Consider the following 22,652-nt stretch of genomic DNA (forward strand, 5'->3'; position numbering starts at 1 on the left):
TTTACTCGATGCAAAGCCAGAAGCTCAGACTGGATCGCTCCCGCCACGCGGCCCCACAGGTTTTCGAACACCTGCGGCGCCAGATCATTTCGCTCGAACTCGTACCTGGCGCACCGCTATCGCGCGTCACCCTGGCCGAATGCTACGGTCTGAGCCAGACGCCCATCCGCGATGCGCTCATGCGGCTGGCCGAGGAAGCCCTGGTCGAAATCTATCCGCAGCACACCACGGTGGTCAGCCGCGTCGACATCGCGGCCGCCCGGCAGGCGCATTTCCTGCGCCGCTCGCTGGAACTGGAAATCGTCCATCTGCTGGCGCAGCGGCCCGATCCGATGCTGCTCCAGCGCCTGCAGGCCTCCATCGACCTGCAGCGCGCCGCCCACGCCACCGGCGAATACCAGCAATTCATCAACGCCGACCAGGCGTTTCACCGCGACATGCATGAAGCCGCCGGCGTGGCCAGCCTGTGGGAAATGGCGCAGCGCTACAGCGGCCACCTGGATCGGCTGCGGCGGTTGCATCTGCCGGAAGCCGGCAAGGCGGAACGCATCCTGGACGATCATCAGCGGCTGGTGGACGCCATCGCCGCGCAGGATCCTGCCAGGGCGCAACAGGTGCTGCGCGAGCACCTGTCGGGCACGCTCAGCCAGGTGGCTGAAATCTGCAAGCGTTATCCGGAATATGTGGTGACCGACTAGCCGAGGGCGCGCTGCGGCTGAAGGATGAACCGACGGCCGATTGGCGGGCGCCTGCTGGCGAACGCGGTGGCATGCCGCTATCGCGGACTCAATCCAGCGGATACCGCTGAATGACGGTCTTGCCGTTGCGTTCCGCAAGCGACAGCAAGGCGTCGCCGGTCTGGTCCAGGCCCAGCAGCCCGCGCTCCTGCTCGTGGGACAACTGGAATGGCCGCCAGGACCTGCCCTTGTCGCGGCTGTAGAAGTAGGTCTTCGTGTATTCGTTGCCCGAGAACAGCTGTTCGGCGTAGGTCTTGATGACCCACGCATTGCGCCCAAACCACGCCTGCCCGATCCACGACGCCGCGCCGCGCACGTTCGGCGAGCGTGATCGCTTCACCCAGGCCATGCCGGTCTTGTCCAGTTGGTAGATGGTGTCGCCTTCGGTTTCGAAGACGGGTTGATCGCGCGTCAGCAGCGCATGGGCGTCCTGGGCGGGCACCCGGGCAACGTCCGGCGTAATGCGGAACGCGGGCGACGCGCCTTCCTGGAATTGCACTTCGAAGCGGCGCGTCTCGATCAATTCGGGCGCGTCCTGGCCTTCCGGCCGCACGCGGGTGCGCCAGCTCCAGCCCACCGCGCGCGTGTCGTCCAGCGGGTAGAGCGACCAGCCATAGCCCAATTGCTCCGTGCCGTACGCCTTGCGATCCCGCTCCGCTAGCTCGGCGAACTTGCGCTCGAACGCGGCCGAATCCGGCCACACCTGCTCTTTCAGCCGCGTCGCCGACCAGTGCTTGGCGCCGTCGCAGCTATGCAGCAGGCGCACGCCGGTCTCGTGGTTTTCCAGGGCAATCGCCAGCCGGTCGGTGAGAAAGGCCGTGTGCAACTGCGGCACGCCCAGCGTCACGTCGGGATCGTACGTCCACGTGACGCCCAGGTCGTCGGAACGCAGCGCGTCCCAGGCCGCGGGCTGGTCGCCTTCGCCCGGACTGCGCAGGGTGCTGGTGATCAGAAACAGCGGCTCGCCGCCGGGCGCACCGATCAACGTTACGCCGGTATCGCCGCTGATGGAGCCCAGCAGCTCGAATACACCGGTGCCCCGTCCTCCGTAGATCAGGTTGCGCGTATCGGTGGTGGACCGGCCGGTCTGCAGCATGGTCAGGGCCAGATCGCCGTGGCCATGCGCCATGGCGGTGATGGCGCCGGTCTGCGCGAGCTGGATCCGCTGCTTTTGCAGCCTGTCTTTCAGCGCCGGGATCTGCGTGTCCAGCACGGGCGCCTGCGCCAGGCCGTCAATGTCCTTGGCGGTGACCAGAAGCTGGCCGGTCAGCAATTGGCGTTCGCCGTAACGCTGGATGGCAACGCGCGAGTAAGACGCCAGCGCCGGGCCATTGAGTTCACCCACGACCTCGCTGCGCGGCAGCGGATCGCCCATCGGGATGATCTGGTAGATGCCGCGCGCCAGCACGGCGGCGGTGATGACCGCCAGGCCAGCGGCCACGAGTCTGATGGTCTTGGGTCCAGGCATGCCGGGCATAATGCCAGCCCCCCACGCCGCCAGCCACATTTATCGAACGGACGGAACTATAGCGCGTTGCGCCCGGTTCTCTATACTGGCGTAACGCATGCTCACGTCTTACCGGACGCGCGCCCCTGCCCCGACACCACGGAATCGCCCATGACCGCAAGGCCCCCTTCTGCCCTCCTCGCCCTGGCCCTGTTTGTCGGGGCGAGCGGCGGCCCGATGGCGCATAGCGCCGCCGCCAACGATCCGGCCTGGGTGCCGGTCGACCCGCAGACGATGCCGGGCGTGTTCTACGACAGCAATTCCATCCGCACCGTGTCCGAAAGCCCAACGGTACGCGCGGTGACGGTGGCCTGGTTCTATGCGCAGCCGCGCATCTCCGAGGCCAATGGCCAACCCTACGGCTCGGTGACCCAGCCGGTGACGCTGAACTGCGCGGCCGACACCTATACCGTCACCCAGGTTCTGCACCACGCGGGCAACGACGCCACCGGGGCGATCGTGGAGTCCATCCCGGTGGCGGGCATCCGCAACGCGCCCGTCACCCGCGACCCGGTGCAGCGGCGGCTGCGGGACCTGGTGTGCGCGGCAAACGGCAAAAGCGCGCGCAAGTAGCGGGTGGCAAAGGGGTAGCCACCCCGGGTCGCTACTGGCCGCGCCAGTAGCGGTACAACGCCCGGGCGCCGGCGTCCAGCAGGAACCCCAGCACGCCGATCATCAGCACCATCGCCATCAGTTCCGAATACGCCAGCCGGTCGCGCGTGTCCAGGATGAAATACCCCATGCCGGCCGACACGCCCAGCATTTCGCACGGGACCAGCACGATCCACAGGATGCCGATCGCCAACCGCACGCCGGTCAGGATGTGGCCCATCACGCCGGGCAGGATGACGCTGCGCAGCGTCTCCCAGCGGGTCGCTGCCACGCTCTGCGCCAATTGCAGCCAGCGCGGATCAAGCTGCTGCACGCCGGCAGCCGTGTTCAGCACGATCGGCCAGACCGCCGCGAACGCCAGCAGGAAGTAAACGGGATCGTCCCCGACGCCAAACACCATGACCGCGATCGGCATCCACGACAGCGGCGAGATCATGCGCAGGAATTGCATGGCGGGCGATGCGGCCGCCTCTAGCCGGCGCCAGCTGCCGATCGCCAGGCCCAGCGGCACGCCGATCGCCAAGGCCAGCCCCAAGCCCACCGCGATGCGCCGCAGGCTGACCAGGATGTGGTGCGGCAGGTCCGAGCCGGACAGCAATTCGCCCAGGCTGACGAAGGTGGGTCCGGGCGCAAAGCGCCGGGCCATGCCGCCCGCCGGCGCCAGGACTTCCGTGCCCAGCCACCACAGCGCCAGCAGGAGCCCCAACCCGCCCAGGCCGAGCGCGTAGCGCGCGCCCAGACCCAGGCCAGACGCCCTTGTGCGACGGGCAGGCGCCGCCGCCTGCCGCTGCACGTCGGGCGGCGCCTGTGCCACGGACTCGCGCCCCGTCACGCCTGCACCAGCTCGGTCCGGCTGTACGCGTCGGGAAAGCCGAAACGCGTCAGGCCACCGGCCGACTCGATTGCCCGCCGGACATAGCGATCGTCCACCAGTTCGGCCGCCGCGCGCGCCGGATCCAGGTCAGCCAGGAATCCGCGGTCCGCCTCGATCAGCGTGTCGCGCAGCCGCCGCACCAGTTCCTCGGTGTAGCTGGGAAACGGATACGGCTGGAAGTCGATGCGGCGTTCGTCCCAATCGGCATGCCGGATCGCGCCGCTGGCCAGGTACTGCTCGCGGTCCTCGGGCGGCGGCGCCAGCACCTTGGACAACGCAGGCAGCGTGTGCGGGGTATAGCGGTTGATGCCCTCCTTGGAGAGCAGCCGCGCCGTCTCGGCCCGGTTGTCGCGGATCCAGAGCTGCGCCTGCACGATGGCATCCACCACCTTCTGCGACCATTCCGGCCGCTGCGTCAGGTCCCGCTCGTGCATGAAGACGACGCAGCAAGCATGGTTGCGCCAGATGTCGCCGGTGAAGCGCAGCACCTTGCCCACGCCCAGGGTTTCAGCCGCCGCGTTGAACGGCTCGGCCACGATGTAGCCCGCAATGCGCTGCTGCGCCAAAGCGGGCGGCATGTCCGCGGGCGCCATGACGACCAGGTTCACTTCGTTGGCGGCCGGCGCGCCGTCCTTGCGCGCCACCGGCGTCAGGCCGTTTTCGCGCAGCAGGTACTGCAGCATGACGTTGTGGATGGAATACCAGAACGGGATTGCCACCGTCTTGCCGCCCAGTTCCTTCACGCTGTTGACGGCGGGCGCGACGGTCAGGCCGGAGCCGCCAACGTGATTCCAGGCCACCACCTTGGCAGGCACCTTGCTGCCAAAGCGCGCCCACACCGTCATCGGCGACAGCAGATGCACCACGTTCACCTGGCCCGAGATGAAGGCTTCGATCACCTGCGCCCAACTGCGCAGCAGCACGGGCTTTTCGGCCTTGACGCCCGCCTTGTCGAACAAGCCATTGTTGTGCGCCACAAGCAGCGGCGCAGCGTCGGTGATGGGCAGGTAGCCGATGCGCACGGGCGCGTCCGGCTCGGACTGGGCACGGGCATTGAAGGCCGACAGCAAAGATGCGGCGCCGCCAGCGGTCAGCAGGGCCGAGAGTTTCAACCAGTCGCGACGCGACATGTGTTCAAGGCACATCAGAAAGCTCCTAGCGAGGTGGGTCAGGCAGGCACGGCAGCGCCGCGCGAGGTCCGCAGCGCGGCGCGCAGGCGGGTAAGGATCTCCAGGCGCAGCGCGCCCATTTCCGGCAGCAGATCGGCGCGCGGCTGGGGCAGATCCACCTGCCACACGCCCAGGATGCGCCCTGGCGTGCCGCCCAGCAGCACGATGCGGTCGGCCAGCAGCAGCGCTTCATCGATGTCATGCGTGATCAGGACGGCCGCCGTCTCGAAGTCGGCGACCACCTTGCGCAGCAGTTCCTGCATGTCGCCGCGCGTGACCTCGTCCAGCGCGCCAAAGGGTTCGTCCAGCAGCAGCACCGACGGCTGGCGCGCCAGGCATCGCGCCAGCGCCGTGCGCTGCGCCATGCCGCCCGACAATTGCGCCGGACGCAGATGCCGCGCATGGGCCAGTCCCACTTCGTCGATGGCCTGCGCCACGCGCGCGCGGCGCTGCGCATCCGTCAGCGCCGGCTGATGCTTGAATTCCAGTCCGAAGGAAACATTGCGTTCCAGCGACAGCCAGGGCAACAGGCTCGGATCCTGAAACGCCACCGCCACGCGCGGGTGCACGCCGGTGAGCGGCGCGCCTTCCATCAGCAGCGTCCCGGCGGTGGCGGGCTGCAGGCCGGCCAGGACGCGCAGCAGGCTGGATTTGCCCGCACCGCTGGCGCCCAGCACCGCGACCACTTCGCCGCGCGCCAGATCCAGGTCGACGCCGTCAAAGACGGCGCCGTCCGCGCCGGGGTAGCGCAGCGCCAGGCCCCGGGCCTGCAACACCGGCAGCGGCACCGCCGTCATGAGGCGGCCTGCGCGGCGAGCCGGGCCTGGCGCTTGGCCAGTTCGGTCTTCAACTGCACCAGGCTCGGCGTGACGATGGGCAGGAACGCCGCCTCGCGCCAGCGCCGCGCGAAGCCGGCGCCACCAGGCTTCAGGTAGGCCGCGCCGCCGCTGGCTTGCAGTTCAAGCTGCACCGCCGCGTTCGCCACTTCTGCAAGCGCAATGCGGATTTCGAACAAGGCCCACGGTTCGGCTACAAAACGCTGACTGCGCACGCCTGCGATCAGGCCGGCCGTCAGGTCCTCGAGTTGCGCGGACAGGGCCTGCAACGGTTGGCCCAGGATCCCGCGCGACGCCTGGCCCTGCCCCGCTTGCCCGGCCGCCTGCAAGGCCCGGCGGGCGAGGCCAATTGACAGGCCGCATTGCAGGCCGGCGAACGCCGGACGCGCGCCCGGCAGATACTGCCGCGCGTCGGCGTGGATCAGCCATTCAGGACCGATGCGCACGCCGCTCACATCCAGCGCAGCAGTGTTGCTGGACTGCAGCGCCAGCAGCGACAGGTCCGCACTGCGTTCCAGTCCGGCAATATCGTGCGGCAGCGCGACAACCGCGGGCGTGCCGTCGGGCGCAGTGACGGCCGCCGCGACGAGAAAGCCCTGCGGCCGCAGATTCGTCACCCAGGGCATGCGGCCGTCCAGCGTCCACTGTCCGTCGACATCGCGTGCCGCGATCTGCAGCGACTCGATGCCGCTCAGGAACTTCATGGCGTTGGACAGCGCGGTGGCGCCCGCCAGTTCGCCGGCAAGCAACGGCGCGAGCCAGCGCTCGGCCAGCGCCGCATTGGGGCTGGTCAGCAGATACTCGATGAAGACGCGCTGGCCCCACGCGACGAACGCGCTGGCGACCGAGCGTTCAGCCACCTGCGACACCGCCTCGATCGCATCGCCGATATCGGTGCCGGCCAGGCCGCCCTGCGCCTCGGGCACGCCGATGCGGAACAGCCCCGCCGACGCCAGCCGCGGCAGCACCGTGGCGGCGTCAAGGCTGCCGTCGTCCAGCGCCTCGGCATGTTGCGTAAGCCAATCTTGCAGGTCCTGCGGCAGGATCGCGCCGCCGGCCAGGTCGGTCGCGTCAGAATGCCGGGTCGCGGTCCGCGCCGTCATTGCGCGCCGCTCCAGGCGTATTCGCTAAGTTGTTCGTTCAAGGGGGTCTGCGCCAGGTTGTTGGCAAAGTTGCAGATCGTGGCCAGGCCCACGCCCAGAATCACCTCGAGCGCATTGCCCTCGGTGAAGCCCGCATCGCGCAAGGCCTTGAGTTCCGCATCGTCGACGCGGCCGCGCGTGCGGATCACCGCTTGCGTAAATGCCGCCAGCGCCTGCAAACGCGCGTCGGGCAGCGTGCCCTGCGCGCGCAGCGCGTCCACGACTTCGGGAGACAGCTTGGCCTTGTTGCGCGCCAGCGCGGTGTGGCCCGCCACGCAGAAAGTGCAGCCGTGCAGCGTGCCGGCAACCAGTTGCACGACCTCGCGCTCCTGCAGCGTCAGGCCGGCGCGCGCGTTGATCTGCGACAGCGTCTGGTAGGCCTCGAGCGCGGCGGGCGCGCTGGCCAGCACGCCCAGCAGGTTGGACAGATACCCTGCGCCCTTCTCGGCTGCGGCCAACGCCGCCTGGGTGGGTTCGGGCGCGCTTTGCGCGGTGTGCACGGTCAGACGGGCCATGAAGATCTCCATTGGGCTATCGATTGAAAACACCATTTTGCGTGCAGCGCCCCGCAAGCGACAATGCACGAGGATCGCAACTTGATGCTAGATCTTATCGACTTTCAGCTATGCGCTTATAACCGAACGCCACCTTGACCCTCGATTCCGCCCTCACCGATCAAGCCGCCGTGGACGCCGTGCTGCTCTCCAGCCTGGAGGTGCAATCCAGTCTTTATCATCTGGGCCAATACTGCGGCAACTGGACCGCCAGCACCAGCGGGCGCGCCCGCGCCAGTTTTCACCTGATCCTGCACGGCCGTTGCCGCGCGGACATTGCATCGCGCCAGGAATCGCACACATTGGCGGCGGGCGACGGCATCTTCTTCCTGCGAGACATCGCCCATGTGTTGACGCCCCTGCAGCCGTCCGCCAGCATCGGCGCCGTGTGCGGCCCGATGCAACCGCTATCGCCGCGTCAGCCTGACGGCACGGGCCTCGCCTGCGGGTTCTTCCAGTTTCGCCCGGGGCTCGCCGATTTGCTGGCCGACACCCTGCCCGACTATCTGCTGCTGCGCGCGGACGACGACCGCTTTCGCGCCGCACGCGGTGTGTTCGACCTGATCCTGGACGAAACCACAAGGGAGCCATCCGCCTCGCCCGTCGTGCTGGAGCGGCTGACGGACCTGCTGATCTTCTTCATGCTGCGCCACCTGGCGATTCAGGACCGCCAGGCGCACGGCCTTTTCGTGCTGGCGCGCGATCCGGCAATGGCCGGACTGCTGCAGGCGATATTGGCCGAGCCCGCCGCGCCCTGGAGCATGCAGGACATGGCGGACCGCGTCCACATGTCCAAGGCCACCTTCCACCGCCGCTTCACGCTGCAAAGCGGCACCACGCCCGCGCAGCTATTGCAATTGCTGCGCATGCGCGTGGCGCGACGGCTGCTGGATCAGGGCATGGGCATCCAGGAGGCCGCCGAACGCGTGGGTTACCAGTCCCAGGCCGCCTTCAGCCGGGTGTTCCAGCGCACGGAAGGCATGGCGCCGTCCGCCTTGCGACGGCGCCGGCCCGCATCGGTCTGATCGGATTCCAGCCCGGTGCGGCCGTCGGCCCGCGCGCTTACACCTGTGCCAGCGCCTGCTCCAGATCGGCGATCAGGTCGTCGATGTGCTCGATGCCGATGGACAGGCGCACGGTTTCCTCGCGCACGCCGGCCTTTTTCAGTTCCTCGGCGTTCAATTGGCGGTGCGTGGTGGATGCCGGGTGCGTTGCCAAAGACTTGGAGTCGCCGATGTTGACGAGACGCGTGAAGAGCTGCAGCGCGTCCTGGAAGCGCGCGCCCGCGTCGCGGCCGCCCTTCACGCCGAACGTAAAGAGTCCCGGCACCTTGCCGCCCAGGTACTTCTTGGCCAGCGCATGGTCCGGATGATTCGGCAGGCCCGCGTAATTCACCCATTCCACCTTCGGGTGCTCGCGCAGGTAGCTGGCGATCTTGACTGCGTTTTCCACGATGCGGTCCACGCGCAGCGCCAGCGTCTCGATGCCTTGCAGGATCTGGAATGAATTGAACGGCGAGATCGCCGCGCCGGTGTTGCGCAGCGGCACCACGCGGGCACGGCCGATGTACGCGGCGGGACCGAAGGCTTCGGTATAGACCACGCCGTGGTAGCTGACGTCCGGCTCGTTCAGGCGCTTGAAGCGGGCCTTGTGCTCGGCCCACGGGAACTTGCCCGAGTCGATGATGGCGCCGCCCAGGCTGGTGCCGTGTCCGCCCAGATACTTGGTCAGCGACTGCACCACGATGTCGGCGCCGTGCTCGATGGGGCGCAGCAGGTACGGCGACGGCACGGTGTTGTCGACGATCAGCGGCAGGCCGTGGCGATGCGCGATCTCGGCCAACGCGCCGATGTCGGTGATATTGCCCAGAGGATTGCCGACCGATTCCGCGAAGATGGCCTTGGTGCGGTCGTCGATCTGCGCCTCGAAGGCGGCCAGATCGGACGGGTCGGCGAAACGCGTGGTGATGCCGTACTGCGGCAGCGTGTGCGCGAACAGGTTGTAGGTGCCGCCGTACAGCGTGCTGGACGAAATGATGTTGTCGCCCGCTTCGGCGATGGTGAGGATCGCGTACGTGACGGCGGCCTGGCCCGACGCCAGCGCCAATGCGGCGATGCCGCCTTCCAGGGCCGCCACGCGCTGCTCCAGCACGTCGGTGGTCGGATTCATGATGCGGGTGTAGATGTTGCCCGCAACCTTCAGATCGAAGAGGTCCGCGCCGTGCTGCGTGTCATCGAACGCGTAGGCCACCGTCTGGTAGATGGGCACCGCCACCGCGCGTGTGGTCGGATCGGGGCGGTAGCCGCCATGAACGGCCACGGTTTCCAGGCGCCAGTTGGGCTTCTTCGCTTCAGTCATCAGTCTCTCCGGTCAATACGTGATTGAAAATTCAGATCAGGCCGCAAATGCGCGCGTGGCGCGCAGAATGCGTTCGATGTCTTCATGGTTGTTATAGGCGCCCACGGACAGGCGCACGTAACCATACTCCACGACGCTTGCCACGACACCGGCCTGCGTCAAATGCGCCAGCGCGGCCGCAGGATCCGCCACGCGCAGCGCCGTGGTGGTGCTGCGCACGTCATCGCCCGGCGGCGACACGACTTGCGCGCCCAGGCTGCGCAGTCCGTCGCTCAGCGCCTGCGACAGTTCCAGCACCCAGGGCTCGATGCGCTCGGGCCGCGCCTGTTCGATCAGATCCAGCGCGCCCGCCCAGCCGGCGATGCCGGGATAGTTCAGGTTGCCGGTCTCCAGCCGCCGCGCGTCGCTGGCGTCTGCCACCGCGGTCTGCCATTGCAGGCCGGACTTGTCCAGCGTGGTCACGCCAGACGGACCGATGTAGAACGGGTCAAGCGCATTGAGCAGCCGCGGCGACACGTGCAGCAGCCCCACGCCAAGCGGGCCCAGCATGCCCTTGTGCGCGCCGCACGCAAAGGCGTCGACGTGCCAGTCATCCACCTGGGCGCGCAGCAAGCCCGCGCCCTGGATGCCGTCGACGACAAGCCAGATGCCGCGTTCCGCGCAGCGCCGCCCCAGCTCCTGGATGTCGGTGCGCAGCCCCGTGCCGTACTGCACCCAGGACACGGCGATCAATCGCGTGCGCGCATCCACGTGTTGCCAGAGGTCATCGATCGTGAAGCGATGCGCGCGCGCCTGCGCCACGCGCACCTGTACGCCACGCCGGCGCAGATTGAGCCACGGCAAGGCGTTCGAGGGATGTTCCTGATCGTCGACGATGAGGTTGTCGCCCTCCTTCCAGGCCAGCCCCTGCGCGACCGTGTTCAACCCTTCGGTGGTGTTCTTGGTGAACGCCAGCCGGCGCGCGTCGCCGCCGATCAAACGGGCCAGCCGCACGCGCAGGGCGTCGGCATCGCGCAGCCATTGCGGCTTGTCGCTGCGCGCATACGTGATGCTGTCGAAAAAGCCCGACACCGCGGATGACACATGCGGCGACAAGGGGCTGGTGTACGCGATGTTGGCGTAAGCCTTATCGCACGTGATGGGAAACAGCTGTCTGAATTCGTCCTGCCAAGCCATGCGCAACCTACTCCGCCAGACCATCCGGCATGCGGGCATTCTAGGTATATGACGCGCATCTGGATAAGGCTTAGTTTTCATATTGATATGAGTATTAAGTCGCTCGGCAAACCACGACGCGCCCATAGAATTCGTGCCTCTCTTGCACACAACAATCATGGGAACAGCATGCGTTTGAATCATCTATTCAAGGCCGCGGGCATTGCCGCCGCGATGGCGCTTGCCGGCGCATCGCAGGCCGGCACGGTGGACACCATCAAGAAGCGCGGTGAACTGGTGTGCGGTGTCAGCCAGGGCTCGGCAGGGTTGTCGATTGCAGACAAGCAAGGCCGCTGGACCGGCCTTGACGCCGACCTGTGCCGCGCACTGGCCGCCGCCGTGCTGGGCGATCCGGAAAAGACCCGCTTCGTGCCGCTGAGCTCGCAGCAACGCTTTCCGGCGCTGCAGTCCGGCGAGATCGACGTGCTGAACCGCAACACCACCATCACCTCGGGCCGCGACGCAGGATTGGGCATCGCGTCCGCCGGCATCGTGTTCTACGACGGCCAAGGTTTCCTGGTGCCGCGCAAGCTGGGCGTCAAGAGCGCCACCGAACTGGAAGGCGCGCAGGTCTGCGTGCAGCCCGGCACGGTGAATGAACAGAACCTGGTCGACTATTTCAAGAAGAACAAGCTCAGCTATCGCCCGGTCGTCATCGAAAACCTGGTCGAGCTGGAGCAGGCCTTCTACGCCGGCCGCTGCGACGTGTATCTGTCGGACGCGTCCACCCTCGCCGCCAGCCGCGCCGCCCGCGCCAGCAAGCCCGACGACTTCGTCATCCTGCCCGAGCGCATCAACAAGTCGCCGCTCGGCCCCTTCGTACGCCAGGACGACCCGAACTGGGCCGCCATCGTGCGCTGGACGGTTAACGCGCTGGTCGCCCCGGAAGAGTTGGGCATCACCGCCCAGAATGCCGACAGCCAGGCGCAAAGCGCCGACGCACAGGTGCGCCGCCTGCTGGGCGTGGACCCCGGCATCGGCAAGAGCTTCGGCCTGGATGAAACGTGGGCCAGGCAGGCCATCAAGGCCGTGGGCAACTACGGCGAGGTGTGGGACCGCAACCTGGGCGCCGCCACGCCGCTCAAGCTGGAACGCGGCTTGAACGCGCAATGGAACAAGGGCGGTTTGTTGTATTCGCCGCCGTTTCAGTGATGCGTTGCGCTTGGTGGGAATCGCTTGGTGAAAATCGTTTGATGCGAATCGCTTAGTGCAGATCGCTCGAAGCAGATCGATTGATGCGCATCGTCTGATGCGCATTTCTCAATGAATCGCGGGCGGGCCACCGTGTCCGCCCTTCTTCTTTTTGATTGATGCCGCACGGCCCGCCATGACTGCCACCTCGCTTCCTTTCCCGTTGACTGCCCCGTGGCGCCGCTGGCTGCCTGCGCTGGCTTGGATCCTGGGATTGGGCGGCATGGCAGCCCTTCTGGTGCTGCACATCGAATCGGTGCAGGCCGCCCGCGGTATCCAGGGCGGATTCGGCTTTCTCTTTCAGCCGGCGGGGTTCCGTATCTCTGAGAGCCTGCTCAACGTCACGCCGGAAGATCCTTACTGGATGTCCCTGGCCGCGGGACTGGTCAATACGCTGACCGTCGCCTTCGTGGCAATACCGCTGGCCACTGTCCTGGGCGTGGGGCTGGGATTCCTGGGGTTGTCGTCAAACCCGCTGGCGGCCCGCGCTGCCGCCTTGGTCATCGCACCGCTGCGCAACACGCCGGTGCTGTTGCAGCTTTTCGTCTGGTATGGCTTGCTGCTGCGGCTGCCGGATCTGCGTCAAGCCTGGTCGCCGCTGCCTTCCGTGCTGCTGTCCAATCGCGGGTTGGCCTTGCCTGCCTTGCATGGGTGGCTGCCTTATGCGGGCGTGGCGGTTGCTGCGCTGGCGGTGGCCTGGTACGCCCGCCGCCGTTGGCGCAGCACCGCGTTGCCCGCTTCGTCTGCCGCAGCATTGGCCGCAGTATTGGCTGCAACACTGGCCGCCGCGACTATCACCTGGGCGCTGTTGCCCCCCATGCAGATCGACCTGCCCGTCAAGCGCGGGCTCGGTTTGCATGGCGGCTGGCAACCCAGCATCGAATTTGCCGCGTTGACCCTCGGTCTCGTCGTCTTTCACGCCGCCTACATCGCCGACATCGTGCGCGGCGCGGTCCGTGTTGCTCCAGTGGGCCTGGTCGAAGCCGGCCAGGCCTTGGGCCTGACGCCCGTCAAGGTGCTGCGGCTGGTGATCGCGCCCTACGCCACGCGCGTCGCATTGCCGCCCTACGCCAACCAATGCCTGGCGCTCATCAAGAACAGCACGCTCGCCATCGCAATCGGCTACCAGGAGCTGATGGCCGTCATCAACACGGCCATCACGCAAACCGGGCTGGCGCTGGAAGGCATTGCGCTTGCCGTAAGCATTTACCTGACGCTGGCGCTCTGCCTGGGCGGCGGGCTCTCCGCGTGGAACGCGCGAAATACGCGGCACGGCCCCGGCGACACGCACGGCGCGCGCCTGGGTGACCGCGCATTCCGGGATGGCGCTGTTCGTAAGGCCAGGACCCTTCGGCGCAAAGCGATGTCGGCCGTGCTGACGTTGCTGCTGGCCGCCGTGGCCTGGTCACTGCTTGATTGGGCGGTGCTTCGTGCCGTGTGGTCAGGCGACCCGATGACCTGCGCAAATGCGGCGGGCGCCTGCTGGGCCGCCGTGAGCGAGAACCTGCCGTTGTTGTTCTACGGCACCATGTCCGACGTGCACCGCGGGCCCGCGCTGATCGCGTCCCTGGCCCTTCTGGCCGTCATCGCTGTCGCCCTGGGCGCGCGTCGCGTACCGGCGCGCATGCATATCGTCTTGTTGACCGCGCTGTTTGCCATTGCCGTGGCCGCGCTGACCGGCTGGCCGTGGGGCGGCGATTTCATCGGACCGCAACGCTGGGGCGGACTTCTCGTCACGTTGGTCCTGGCGATCGCCGCGCTGGTGGCGGCCGTGCCGCTGGCTTTCGCGCTGGCCCTGCTTCGCCGGTCCGGCAGCCCCGGAGGTTCATTGGCCGCAGCCGGTCTGATCGAAGCGGTGCGCGGCGTGCCGCTGGTGACCCAGCTGCTGTTCGCATCGTTTGTGCTGCCCATGTTGCTTGGCGGCGGCGTCTCCAAATTCAGCATGGCGCTGGCGGCGCTGACGCTGCATACCGCGTGTGTGCTGGCCGAAGTGCTGCGCGGCGCGTTGCAGGCGATTCCGCCCGGCCAGATGATGGCCGCACGCGCCTTGGGCATGCGGCCCGCGCTGGCCTATGCCTGCGTGATCTGGCCGCAGGCCCGTCGCATCGCCGCGCCAGCCGCGCTGGGCGTCTTTGTCGGCGCGGTTAAGGACACATCGCTGGTCAGCATCATCGGCGTGTTCGACGTGCTGGGCGCGGCCAAGGCGGTGGTCGCGGGCACCGATTGGCGGCCTTATCACGTCGAGGTGTATCTGGCGGTGGCGCTGTTGTATCTGGCCGCCAGCCTGGCGCTGTCGCGCGTCGCGCGCCACATGGAGGGGCGCGCTGGAAAATGACGGGATGCCGAGCCGGGCAGAGAAACCGGCTCGGCAGAAAGATCAGCCGCCCGCCCCGCTCCCGATCCCCCCATGCACCACGCTAATGCGCTGAAGCCATGCCGGCCGCGGCGCGGCATCAAGCCAGTTCTTGACGATCAATCCCAGTTCCGTATCGCCAGCGATACGCAGGCGGCGCTGAAAGAACAAGGTATCGGCATCGGTTTCAGCGCGCATGAGCGCCAGAAAATCGGCCAGCTTCGCGCCAAGTTCCAGTTCAGCCGCGGCGGCTTGCGGCCCCTTGTTCCACAGCGGCCGGAAGGCGCCGTCGCGCACCACAAAGCTGCTGCGCAGCCCCAGGTCTTCGACGGTGATGGCGAAGGTGCGTCCGTTCAGTTCGGCGGGCGGCTCGAGCCACTTGAGACGGCGGGCCAGTTCAAGCCCCGCGACAAAATGCAGGGACACGAAAGGTCCCGGTACGCGCTTGCCCAGCTTGGCCAGCATGGGCGGTAGAGTCAGGGGTGCGCTCATGCGGCGGCCTCCTGCAGGCCAATACCGGCGTGCCCGTAGTAGTAACCATTGCAGCGGCCGATGCCCGCGGGCGGCGAAACCGCATCGGGCTTGACGCCGCGGCGCGTGGCGTCAAGCGCGGCGATCGCTTCGAGTGTGCCGGCCGATTGCGGGCTGACACGCAGGACGTCGACGCCCATGCCCGCCAATTCCGGCGCTTCGGCCAACAGGTCCAGGCATGCGGCCGATTGCACCTGGATGCCATTGATGCCAAGAAATTCGCGCGATTCGCGGGTGCGCATATCCAGGCCATCAGGATGCTCGATACAGCGAAAGCCGCAGTCGTCCTTCTTCAGGCGGAAGTGCCGCGCCGTGAAGCAGCGTGCCGAAAACGCCAGCGCCATCCTGCCCCACACCATGACTTCGGCCTGCATGCCGGCGGGACGCTCGCGCAGCAGTTGTTCCAACGTAGGACCGTCCATTTCAAGTGGCGCGACAAAGCGCACGGCGCCGCGGTTCGCCAGCCAGGTCAGCGTGCCGCCGTGATAGGCATTGACGTGCGGGCCGGCAACAAAGCCGCGGCCGCTCAGATGGCGCACTGCGCCCAGTTCGCCGGCCTCGACCATGAAGTCCTGCTGTTCGCATAGCTTCTTCAAGGCGCTGGCCTCGGCGCCGGTCTCGATCAGCGTGCGGCCCGACAGCACCACGGTCTTGCCCACCGCGCGCAGATCACGCGCCAGTTCAAGCCAGTCGTCGGCGCGCAGCTCGTGCCGCCGGCTACAGACGGTTTCGCCGATGTAGACGATGTCCGCCGGGCTTTCGGCGACGGCGGCGTAGAAGTCCATGGTGCGCTGGCGCGGCCAGTAGTACAGCAAGGGGCCGACGGAAATCTGAAAGGGGATTTGGGTCATTTCCATGGACGTTCGAAAGCGCCTTGTGTGACTTGTGAACCCTCGGCATGGCGCGCCAGCATGGCGTTCCATTCGGGGCGCGGAGAAAAGCGCGACGCGTCCGCATGCACGCTGTCCAGCGCGGCGCGCAGCGTGGACACCACCTGCGTGACATACGCCGGGCTGCGCTGGCGTCCTTCGATCTTGATGGCGGATACGCCCATTTCGGCCAGCTTGGGCAACAGGCCGATGGCGTTCAGACTGGTGGGTTCTTCCAGTGCGTGGTCGGCTTGGCCGTCCACTTCGAACCGGCCCTTGCACAGCGTGGGGTACGCGGCCGGTTCGCCGGGTTCGTAGCGGTCGATGAGAATGCCGGACAGGCGCGCATCCATGCGGCCGTCTTCTTCGACCCAGCGCACCGCGTGCGCGGGCGAACAGACGCCCTTGTTGTTGGGAGAGTCGCCGGTGGCGTATGACGACAGCAGGCAGCGGCCTTCGGCCATGACGCACAGGCTGCCAAAACCAAACACCTCGACCTCGACACTAACATTGGCGCAGATGCGCGCGATTTCCGTCAGTGTCAGCACACGCGGCAACACCACGCGGCGGATGCCGAACTGTTCCTTCATGAGTTCGATGGCGTCGGTGTGGGTGGCCGAGCCCTGTACAGACAGATGCAGGCGCAGGTCCGGATAGCGGTCGCTGGCGTAGGCCAGAAGGCCCGGATCGGCCATGATGACGGCGTCGGCGCCGAGGTCGTGGGCGGCATCGACGGCGGCTTGCCATTCGGCCATGCGGCCGGCCTGCACAAACGTATTGATGGCGAACAGCACGTGCCGGTTGTGGCGATGCGCCAGTTCGACGCCTGCGCGGATGTCGGCTTCGGTGAAATTGAGCCCGGCAAAGTTGCGGGCGTTGGTGGCGTTCTTGAGCCCGAGATAGACGGTGTCGGCGCCCGCTTCAATCGCCGCTTTCAAGGCGGCCAGACTGCCTGCCGGGGCCACGAGATCTATGGGAGAGGTTCGAGTTTGCATGACGGCCAGTCTATGGGCCGCCCGTCCCCCGGGCCTTGTCGAAAATCAAACCGCGCGGCGCGCGCGGCGGCTTTTATAGGACTATTCCTCGGTGTACAGGCCGCGCTCGACCGCATACACCGCAACCTGCACGCGGCTGGTCAGATTGAGCTTTTTCAGCACGTTCTGCACATGGATCTTGACGGTGCTTTCGCTGACATCCAGTTCGCGCGCAATGACCTTGTTGCTGGCCCCGCGCGCCAGCCATTGCACGATCTGCGTTTCGCGTGCGGTAAGGCGGTGACGTTCCGCGGTGCCGGGTGGCGGCGGCGTCTGGCTGGCCTGTCCCCGGAACTGCTCGACCAGCTTGGCCGTCATGCTGTCCGCAATGACGGCTTCGCCGTTGGCGGCGCGCCGGATGGCGGACACCAGGGCGTCCGCGTCGATGTTCTTGACGAGGTAGCCGCGGGCGCCGTCGCGCAGCGCCTGTCCAAGCTCGTCGGCTTCTTCGGACACGGTCAGGATGATGACCGCGCACGTGGGCAGATCCTGCGTCAGGAGCTGCAGCGTTTCCAGCCCCGACAAGCCGGGCAGGTTCAGGTCCAGCAGCACGACGTCGGGTTTGAGTTCCTTCGCGCGCTTCAGGCCCTCGACGCCGTCCCCGGCCTCGGCCACGACCTCGAAGTCGGGCTGGCGCTGCAGCAGCAGGCGGACACCGGAACGGAACAGGGTGTGGTCGTCGATGAGCAGGATGCGGATGGTCATGATGGGCAAGGATGTCAGGCGGCCTGGCGCTCGGCGCCGGGCAAGGTGAGCGCCACGCGCGTGCCGGCGCCGGGCTGCGATTCGAGTTTTATCACGGCGCGCATACGAGCGGCGCGCTCGCGCATGATGTGCAGGCCAACGTGGGATTCGCCGCGCTCGGCGACGTCGGCGGGATCATACCCCTGCCCGTCGTCGGCAATCAGCAGAGTGAAATCCCGGCCGTTTTCCACGGCGATGCGCACGCGGCTGGCCTCGGAATGCTTGCGCACGTTGGACAGCGCTTCCTGCAGGATGAACAGCACCTGCAGTTGCTGCTCGGGCTGCAGCGGCGCGCCTTCGCCTTGGCTGAATGTCAGATCCGTGTCGATGGCGGTCTGGCGGCGGAAACGCGCCACCGTGTCTTCAATGGCCGCCTGCAGGTCGCCCTGTGACAGCTTGCTGCGGAAGTTGGTCAGGAGTTCGCGCACGTCCTGATAGCTTTCGTCTACGCCGGTGCGCAGCAGCGGCAGGATTTCGCTGACTTCTTCTTCGTCGCCGCGCTTGATGGCGGCATCGAGCATCTGCAATTGCAGATTCAGGAAGTTCAGCCCTTGCGCCAGGCTGTCATGCAGGCCCTGCGCCACCAGCCCGCGCTCTTGCACCACGGCCAATTGGCGCGCCTGCGCGCTGAGGCGGCGGTTGTCCAGCGCCACCCCCAGGTGCTGCCCCAGCGTTTCCAGCAGCTGCGACTCCGACGCCAGCAGGCGGCGCTGCGTGCGGAAATGCAGCGAATACGACCCCAGGACTTCGTCGCGCGTGACGATACGGAACACCGCCACGCTGGCAAAGCCGTCGCGCTGACAGTTCAGATCCATGTCGGGCGGCGACTGGCGGAAGTCCTGGATGACGATGACGCCAGCCTGGCGGGTGGCGACGCCGCAATAGCAGTCGTCGACCTTCATGCAGTGTTCGGATTCGACCAGATCGTCGGACAGGCCCACCGACACCACGAGGTTGAGCTTTTCGTTGTTAGGGTCCAGCGCGCGGATGCTGCCCGCTTCCGCATCGAACTGCAGCATGACGCGGCGCAGAAAGCCATCGCACATGGCCTCGATTTCATTGGGCTGGTTCAGGAACGCGGCCATGTCGTAGAGCGCACCGATGTCGCGGTTCTGCGCGGCAAGCTGCGCCGTCTTCTGTTCCACCCGCTGTTCCAGGCTGGTGTACAGGTCTTGAAGCTCGTCAGCCATGCGGTTGTAGCCGCGCGCCAGTACGCCGAACTCGTCCTGGCTTTCCACCGGCAGGCGGGTGCTGAATTCGCGGTCGGCCATGCGCTGCAGGCCGTCGCGCAGGCGCAACACGGGTGAAATGATCCACAGATACAGCAGGTAGATCATGGCAAGCGTGCCCGCGCTGGCAATTGCCGCCAGCACGCCCTGCGACAGGCGCAGCGACGTGGTCTTGCCGGCGTTGTCCTGTTCGATCATGCGCACCAGCGTATCGGCGCGGGCCACGAACTCGGGCAGCGTTTCCAGGTAGCTTGACGCATCCGGCTGGCCGATGGAACGCAGGGCCGCCGGCTTCATGATGTCGCGCCAGTATGCAGCCACGTCGTGCCACTGGGCGCGGATGGCGTTGTCGTTGGGAATGAAAAGCGGCCGCGCGGGATTGCCCCGCGCCAGCCGCGCGATGGTCTCGTCCAGGATCGCGATCTGTTCTGTGGTGCGCACTTCGCGCCCGGCTTGCGGCCGCATCAGCTCGACGGCGACGCGGTTGGCCCGCATGCGCAGGCTGCCGGTATCGTTGATGGCCGCGCCCGCGCCTTCCAGTTGCCAGGACAGCCATAGCGTCCAGCTGACCATGGACAGCACGACGATCAGCGCCAGCAGTGAACTTGCCACGATGCGCGTGGACAGGCGGTGCCGGGGCGAAGGCAGCGCGTCGGGTTGGGCGGCGGTATCGGTGGACTTCATGAATGTCAGGGCTGGAAGCGCAGTTCGGGTGTCAGTGTAGTCGCTTCCCGCCAGCAATCCGGCGCACGCGTGCCCATTGCGTCACTCACGCGCTCAACGCAGTCCAAGCGTGCGGCACAGAAAATCCGCCACCTGGGCAGGATCGTTCAGCGGCAGGCATGGCACGTCGATGTCCAGCGGCGCGTCGGTCACGACCGCCAGAAATGCAGGGTCTTCCGTGTGCAGGGGCGGTTTGCCCAACGCCGGGCGGTAGACCTCCATGCGCGGGATCGCGGCCTGCTTGAAGCCTTCGACCAACACCAGATCGGCGGGCGACAGGCGCGCCAGTTGCGCCTCCAGGGTGGGTTCCGGCGCGTCGCGCAGCTCGTGCACGATGGCATACCGGTACGGCGAAGCGATCATGACCTCCTGCGCGCCGGCGGTGCGGAATCGCGCGCTGTCCTTGCCCGGCGGCTCCATCTGGAAGTCGTGATGGCTGTGCTTGATGACGTTCACGCGCAGGCCGCGGGCGCCAAGCAGCGGCAGCATCGCTTCGATCAGGGTGGTTTTGCCGCTGCCGGAGCGGCCGGCGATACCGAATACAGGAGTCATACGAGGGCAGGTTCCGTCAGCAAGGGGCACACGATGGGCAAAAACGTGTCTGCCCGCGGGGAGTATGCCAGCAAAGCGCCCGCCACCAGGTCGAAGTACCAGCCATGCAGTGACAGGCTGCCCGCGTCGACCGCCCGCCGCACGAAAGGCAGGTCTTCAAGATTGCGAAGGGAAATCAGGATGGACGCCTGTTCGCAGGCGCGCCGGCGCTCTTCTTTCGAGGCATCCGGCATCTGCCGCAACACCTGCTCGCGCGCCGGTTCTGCGATGTCCATCCAGCGTCCCAAATAGTCGGTTTCACCGTCGCGGCGGATGCGCCGTTCCATCAGGGCGCGGATGCCGCCGCATTGCGCATGGCCCAGCACGATGATGCGGCTGACCTGCAATTGCTCGACCGCAAACTGGATGGCCGCCAGCACGCCCTGCAGGCCGCGGTCCTTGCTGCACGGCGGCACCAGATTCGCCACATTGCGCACGGTGAAGATGTCGCCGGGGTCACACCCCAGCAGCATGGCCGGATCCACCCGGGAATCGCAACAGCCGATCAATAGCGTGCTGGGATGCTGGCCATCGCGCAAATTGCGGTACAGCATTGGTGCGTCTTCGTAGTATTGCTGCTGAAAGCGCTGGAAGCCGCCGACGAGTCGTTCAAGGTCTTGCATATCAGCCTCCCGTTTGCGCCATGAAGCGCACGATGCGTTCGGGCCGGGCGTTGAAGTCATGGCGCTCCGGCTTGGCCGCGATGCCTACCCGGATGGCCTGGATGAGCTCGGCGTCGCTGGCGCCCGCGCGCAGCAGGTGTCCAAGCGGCACCTGGTCTTCCTGGCCCAGGCACAGATACAAGGTGCCATCCACGCCCAGCCGCACGCGGTTGCAGGTGGCGCAGAAATGGCGCGACATGGGTGTGATGACGCCCAGCACCGGCGCGCCCTGCCCGCTTGTCCAGTAGCGCGCCGGGCCGTTGCGGGATTCGGACAACGACGGCACCAGGCCAGCATCGGCCGCAAGACGGGCGCCCATCGCGTTCAGATCGGTATGCGTATAGCCGCGACCGCATTCGCCCATGGGCATGGGTTCGATCAGCCGCAGCACGAAGCCCTGCTCCACGGCATACGACAGCAGGCGGCGGACTTCGGATTCCGGCGTGGCCGCATGCACCACGCTATTGAGCTTGATCGGCGAAAAGCCGGCTTGCCGCGCGGCCGCCAGCCCGGCCAGCACGGAATCCAGACAGTCGCGCCCGGTGATCTGCGAGAACGCCGCGGCGTCCAATGTGTCCAGGCTGATGTTCAGGCGGCTCACGCCGGCTGCGCGCAGCGACTGGGCATGGCGCACAAGCTGGGTGGCGTTGGTGGACATGGACAGGTCGCGCAGTCCGGGCATGTCGGCGATGGTGGCGGCCAGCCCGGCCACGCCCTTGCGCAGCAGCGGTTCGCCGCCGGTGAGCCTGACCTTGGCCACGCCCAGGCCCACGAACAACCCGACCAGCCGCGCCATTTCGTCGTGGGACATCCAGTTGGCTGGCGTCTCAAAGCCCTTGAAGTCCTTGGGCAGGCAATAGCTGCAACGCAGATCGCAGCGATCGGTGACGGAGACGCGCAGGTAGTCGATGCGGCGGCCGAAGCCGTCCGCCAATACGGCAGGGGCTGGCTCGTGCATCATGCGGCGCTCCCGGCGAAGACCCGTTCGGGTTCGCCGTCGTCCAGGTCAATGCCGGAGATCTTGGCGCGCCCGACCAGCAGCTTGGTGTATTGCCGCCAGGCGGTGTCGCGGCTCATGGTGGTGAGCGCCGTCGCAATCTGCTTTGCGACGTGCTCGTAAGGCAAGAGGCGGCCTTCAACGCGGCGCGTGACGCGCACGATGTGCAGGCCATGCCGCGTTTGCAGCAACTGCGGCAGCAGCCCGCCCGAGGGCAACGCAAACACCGCGCGTTCGAACTCGGGCACGGTGTCGCCGCGGCCGAGTTGACCCAGGTTGCCGCCCACCGCAGCGGACGGGCAATTGGACTGCTCGCGGGCAACCTCCGCGAACCGGGAGGGATCGGCCAGCAGCTCGGTCAGCACCACGTTGGCATGCGCCTTCAACATGTCCAGGTTCACGTCGGGCGTGACCTGGAACAGGATGTGGTCCGCCTCGACCAGTTCACCCACCATGAAGCGCTCGGGGTGCATCTGATAAAAGCGCCGGCACGCCTGGTCGTCGGCATCGGGCGCCGGCGCCTGGCTGGCGAGCAGCGCGCCGATCGCGCTTTCCTCGTCGGACAAGTCCAGACCTTGCCGGCCGGCCTCGTCCAGCAGCACGCGCCGCAGCACCAGGGCCGTGACGGCCTCGCGCATGGGATTGCCGGCCTCGGCGTGCAAGGGAAGTTCACGTTCCAGATCCGCGTCGTTCAGTTCGACACCATTGACGATGACAGGCATGT

Annotated in this window: 22 protein-coding genes; 5 read left to right on the top strand and 17 right to left on the bottom strand. The window is 67.0% G+C overall.

The annotated features are described in order from the left end of the window. Positions 1–8: 8 nt before the first annotated feature. Positions 9–698, top strand: coding sequence for a GntR family transcriptional regulator (locus KW836_RS16590; protein ID WP_175121319.1), 690 nt, complete (start codon positions 9–11; stop codon positions 696–698). An 88-nt stretch (positions 699–786) separates the two neighbouring features. On the opposite strand, the gene KW836_RS16595 is transcribed toward KW836_RS16590, so the two are convergent. After that, positions 787–2,205, bottom strand: a complete 1,419-nt coding sequence (locus KW836_RS16595) for a hypothetical protein (protein ID WP_218344087.1) — start codon at positions 2,203–2,205, stop codon at positions 787–789. Between the two features lie 150 nt (positions 2,206–2,355). Here KW836_RS16595 and KW836_RS16600 point away from each other — a divergent pair, with 150 nt between their 5' ends. Continuing rightward, positions 2,356–2,817, top strand: coding sequence for a surface-adhesin E family protein (locus tag KW836_RS16600; RefSeq protein WP_255595811.1), 462 nt, complete (start codon positions 2,356–2,358; stop codon positions 2,815–2,817). Positions 2,818–2,848: 31 nt separating this feature from the next. Here the strand turns inward: KW836_RS16600 and KW836_RS16605 are convergent, their stop codons facing one another. Genes KW836_RS16605 through KW836_RS16625 form a run of 5 tightly spaced genes read right to left on the bottom strand, consistent with a single transcriptional unit; the run spans position 2,849 to position 7,392 of the window. Continuing rightward, entirely contained in the window at positions 2,849–3,688 is an 840-nt protein-coding gene (locus KW836_RS16605) for an ABC transporter permease (RefSeq protein ID WP_370633036.1), read from the bottom strand. After that, complete coding sequence (locus KW836_RS16610; protein ID WP_175183628.1) at positions 3,685–4,875, bottom strand: ABC transporter substrate-binding protein; 1,191 nt, start codon at positions 4,873–4,875, stop codon at positions 3,685–3,687. Before KW836_RS16610 ends, KW836_RS16605 begins: the two co-directional genes overlap by 4 nt. 23 nt (positions 4,876–4,898) lie before the next feature. Beyond that, entirely contained in the window at positions 4,899–5,696 is a 798-nt protein-coding gene (locus KW836_RS16615) for an ABC transporter ATP-binding protein (RefSeq protein ID WP_218344088.1), read from the bottom strand. After that, positions 5,693–6,781 (bottom strand): acyl-CoA dehydrogenase family protein, encoded by a 1,089-nt coding sequence (locus tag KW836_RS16620; RefSeq protein ID WP_370633044.1) that lies wholly within the window; start codon positions 6,779–6,781, stop codon positions 5,693–5,695. The genes KW836_RS16615 and KW836_RS16620 overlap by 4 nt, the downstream gene beginning before the upstream one ends. A 53-nt stretch (positions 6,782–6,834) precedes the next feature. After that, positions 6,835–7,392, bottom strand: coding sequence for a carboxymuconolactone decarboxylase family protein (locus KW836_RS16625; protein ID WP_175121313.1), 558 nt, complete (start codon positions 7,390–7,392; stop codon positions 6,835–6,837). Between the two features lie 134 nt (positions 7,393–7,526). Between KW836_RS16625 and KW836_RS16630 the strand changes: the two genes are divergently transcribed. Further along, on the top strand, positions 7,527–8,456 hold the full coding sequence (locus KW836_RS16630) for an AraC family transcriptional regulator (protein WP_218344089.1): 930 nt from the start codon (positions 7,527–7,529) through the stop codon (positions 8,454–8,456). 37 nt (positions 8,457–8,493) lie between these two features. On the opposite strand, the gene KW836_RS16635 is transcribed toward KW836_RS16630, so the two are convergent. After that, the gene (locus KW836_RS16635; RefSeq protein ID WP_175121311.1) at positions 8,494–9,789 is read right to left on the bottom strand and encodes an O-acetylhomoserine aminocarboxypropyltransferase/cysteine synthase family protein; all 1,296 of its coding nucleotides are present in this window, start codon (positions 9,787–9,789) and stop codon (positions 8,494–8,496) included. 36 nt (positions 9,790–9,825) lie between these two features. Beyond that, a complete protein-coding gene (locus KW836_RS16640; protein ID WP_218344090.1) occupies positions 9,826–10,965 on the bottom strand; it encodes an aminotransferase class V-fold PLP-dependent enzyme in 1,140 nt (379 codons plus the stop codon). A gap of 168 nt (positions 10,966–11,133) precedes the next feature. Here KW836_RS16640 and KW836_RS16645 point away from each other — a divergent pair, with 168 nt between their 5' ends. Together KW836_RS16645 and KW836_RS16650 are read left to right on the top strand one after the other, a co-directional pair. Beyond that, complete coding sequence (locus KW836_RS16645) at positions 11,134–12,156, top strand: amino acid ABC transporter substrate-binding protein (protein WP_218344091.1); 1,023 nt, start codon at positions 11,134–11,136, stop codon at positions 12,154–12,156. Between the two features lie 262 nt (positions 12,157–12,418). Further along, positions 12,419–14,530: an ABC transporter permease subunit gene (locus tag KW836_RS16650; RefSeq protein WP_255595813.1), complete on the top strand. Its 2,112-nt coding sequence runs from the start codon at positions 12,419–12,421 to the stop codon at positions 14,528–14,530. Between the two features lie 42 nt (positions 14,531–14,572). Here the strand turns inward: KW836_RS16650 and KW836_RS16655 are convergent, their stop codons facing one another. The 9 genes from KW836_RS16655 to KW836_RS16695 form a co-directional block, all read right to left on the bottom strand. Then, positions 14,573–15,040 (bottom strand): SCP2 domain-containing protein, encoded by a 468-nt coding sequence (locus KW836_RS16655; RefSeq protein WP_218344093.1) that lies wholly within the window; start codon positions 15,038–15,040, stop codon positions 14,573–14,575. After that, on the bottom strand, positions 15,037–15,936 hold the full coding sequence (locus KW836_RS16660; RefSeq protein WP_255595817.1) for a U32 family peptidase: 900 nt from the start codon (positions 15,934–15,936) through the stop codon (positions 15,037–15,039). Before KW836_RS16660 ends, KW836_RS16655 begins: the two co-directional genes overlap by 4 nt. Continuing rightward, positions 15,927–16,943: a peptidase U32 family protein gene (locus KW836_RS16665; RefSeq protein WP_218344094.1), complete on the bottom strand. Its 1,017-nt coding sequence runs from the start codon at positions 16,941–16,943 to the stop codon at positions 15,927–15,929. Before KW836_RS16665 ends, KW836_RS16660 begins: the two co-directional genes overlap by 10 nt. A gap of 81 nt (positions 16,944–17,024) precedes the next feature. Further along, positions 17,025–17,687: a response regulator transcription factor gene (locus tag KW836_RS16670; RefSeq protein ID WP_175121305.1), complete on the bottom strand. Its 663-nt coding sequence runs from the start codon at positions 17,685–17,687 to the stop codon at positions 17,025–17,027. Between the two features lie 14 nt (positions 17,688–17,701). Then, on the bottom strand, positions 17,702–19,639 hold the full coding sequence (locus tag KW836_RS16675) for a type IV pili methyl-accepting chemotaxis transducer N-terminal domain-containing protein (protein ID WP_175136325.1): 1,938 nt from the start codon (positions 19,637–19,639) through the stop codon (positions 17,702–17,704). Between the two features lie 93 nt (positions 19,640–19,732). Continuing rightward, positions 19,733–20,230, bottom strand: a complete 498-nt coding sequence (gene mobB, locus KW836_RS16680) for a molybdopterin-guanine dinucleotide biosynthesis protein B (protein WP_218344095.1) — start codon at positions 20,228–20,230, stop codon at positions 19,733–19,735. Next, positions 20,227–20,892, bottom strand: a complete 666-nt coding sequence (locus tag KW836_RS16685; RefSeq protein ID WP_175121302.1) for a carbonic anhydrase — start codon at positions 20,890–20,892, stop codon at positions 20,227–20,229. The genes mobB and KW836_RS16685 overlap by 4 nt, the downstream gene beginning before the upstream one ends. Before the next feature lies 1 nt (position 20,893). After that, complete coding sequence (gene moaA, locus KW836_RS16690; RefSeq protein WP_218344096.1) at positions 20,894–21,892, bottom strand: GTP 3',8-cyclase MoaA; 999 nt, start codon at positions 21,890–21,892, stop codon at positions 20,894–20,896. After that, positions 21,889–22,650: a peptidylprolyl isomerase gene (locus KW836_RS16695; RefSeq protein WP_218344097.1), complete on the bottom strand. Its 762-nt coding sequence runs from the start codon at positions 22,648–22,650 to the stop codon at positions 21,889–21,891. The genes moaA and KW836_RS16695 overlap by 4 nt, the downstream gene beginning before the upstream one ends. Positions 22,651–22,652 lie beyond the last annotated feature (2 nt).

This window comes from Achromobacter sp. ACM05 (assembly GCF_019218915.1).
Classification (GTDB): domain Bacteria; phylum Pseudomonadota; class Gammaproteobacteria; order Burkholderiales; family Burkholderiaceae_B; genus Achromobacter; species Achromobacter animicus.

Excerpts from the sequence above, each read along its gene's own strand:
- KW836_RS16590 (WP_175121319.1), top strand. The coding sequence starts at position 9 with ATGCAAAGCCAGAAGCTCAGACTGGATCGCTCCCGCCACGCGGCCCCA.
- KW836_RS16595 (WP_218344087.1), bottom strand. The coding sequence starts at position 2,205 with ATGCCTGGACCCAAGACCATCAGACTCGTGGCCGCTGGCCTGGCGGTC.
- KW836_RS16600 (WP_255595811.1), top strand. The coding sequence starts at position 2,356 with ATGACCGCAAGGCCCCCTTCTGCCCTCCTCGCCCTGGCCCTGTTTGTC.
- KW836_RS16610 (WP_175183628.1), bottom strand. The coding sequence starts at position 4,875 with ATGTGCCTTGAACACATGTCGCGTCGCGACTGGTTGAAACTCTCGGCC.
- KW836_RS16615 (WP_218344088.1), bottom strand. The coding sequence starts at position 5,696 with ATGACGGCGGTGCCGCTGCCGGTGTTGCAGGCCCGGGGCCTGGCGCTG.
- KW836_RS16625 (WP_175121313.1), bottom strand. The coding sequence starts at position 7,392 with ATGGCCCGTCTGACCGTGCACACCGCGCAAAGCGCGCCCGAACCCACC.
- KW836_RS16635 (WP_175121311.1), bottom strand. The coding sequence starts at position 9,789 with ATGACTGAAGCGAAGAAGCCCAACTGGCGCCTGGAAACCGTGGCCGTT.
- KW836_RS16640 (WP_218344090.1), bottom strand. The coding sequence starts at position 10,965 with ATGGCTTGGCAGGACGAATTCAGACAGCTGTTTCCCATCACGTGCGAT.
- KW836_RS16645 (WP_218344091.1), top strand. The coding sequence starts at position 11,134 with ATGCGTTTGAATCATCTATTCAAGGCCGCGGGCATTGCCGCCGCGATG.
- KW836_RS16650 (WP_255595813.1), top strand. The coding sequence starts at position 12,419 with ATGGCAGCCCTTCTGGTGCTGCACATCGAATCGGTGCAGGCCGCCCGC.
- KW836_RS16655 (WP_218344093.1), bottom strand. The coding sequence starts at position 15,040 with ATGAGCGCACCCCTGACTCTACCGCCCATGCTGGCCAAGCTGGGCAAG.
- KW836_RS16660 (WP_255595817.1), bottom strand. The coding sequence starts at position 15,936 with ATGGAAATGACCCAAATCCCCTTTCAGATTTCCGTCGGCCCCTTGCTG.
- KW836_RS16665 (WP_218344094.1), bottom strand. The coding sequence starts at position 16,943 with ATGCAAACTCGAACCTCTCCCATAGATCTCGTGGCCCCGGCAGGCAGT.
- KW836_RS16670 (WP_175121305.1), bottom strand. The coding sequence starts at position 17,687 with ATGACCATCCGCATCCTGCTCATCGACGACCACACCCTGTTCCGTTCC.
- KW836_RS16675 (WP_175136325.1), bottom strand. The coding sequence starts at position 19,639 with ATGAAGTCCACCGATACCGCCGCCCAACCCGACGCGCTGCCTTCGCCC.
- mobB (WP_218344095.1), bottom strand. The coding sequence starts at position 20,230 with ATGACTCCTGTATTCGGTATCGCCGGCCGCTCCGGCAGCGGCAAAACC.
- KW836_RS16685 (WP_175121302.1), bottom strand. The coding sequence starts at position 20,892 with ATGCAAGACCTTGAACGACTCGTCGGCGGCTTCCAGCGCTTTCAGCAG.
- moaA (WP_218344096.1), bottom strand. The coding sequence starts at position 21,892 with ATGATGCACGAGCCAGCCCCTGCCGTATTGGCGGACGGCTTCGGCCGC.
- KW836_RS16695 (WP_218344097.1), bottom strand. The coding sequence starts at position 22,650 with ATGCCTGTCATCGTCAATGGTGTCGAACTGAACGACGCGGATCTGGAA.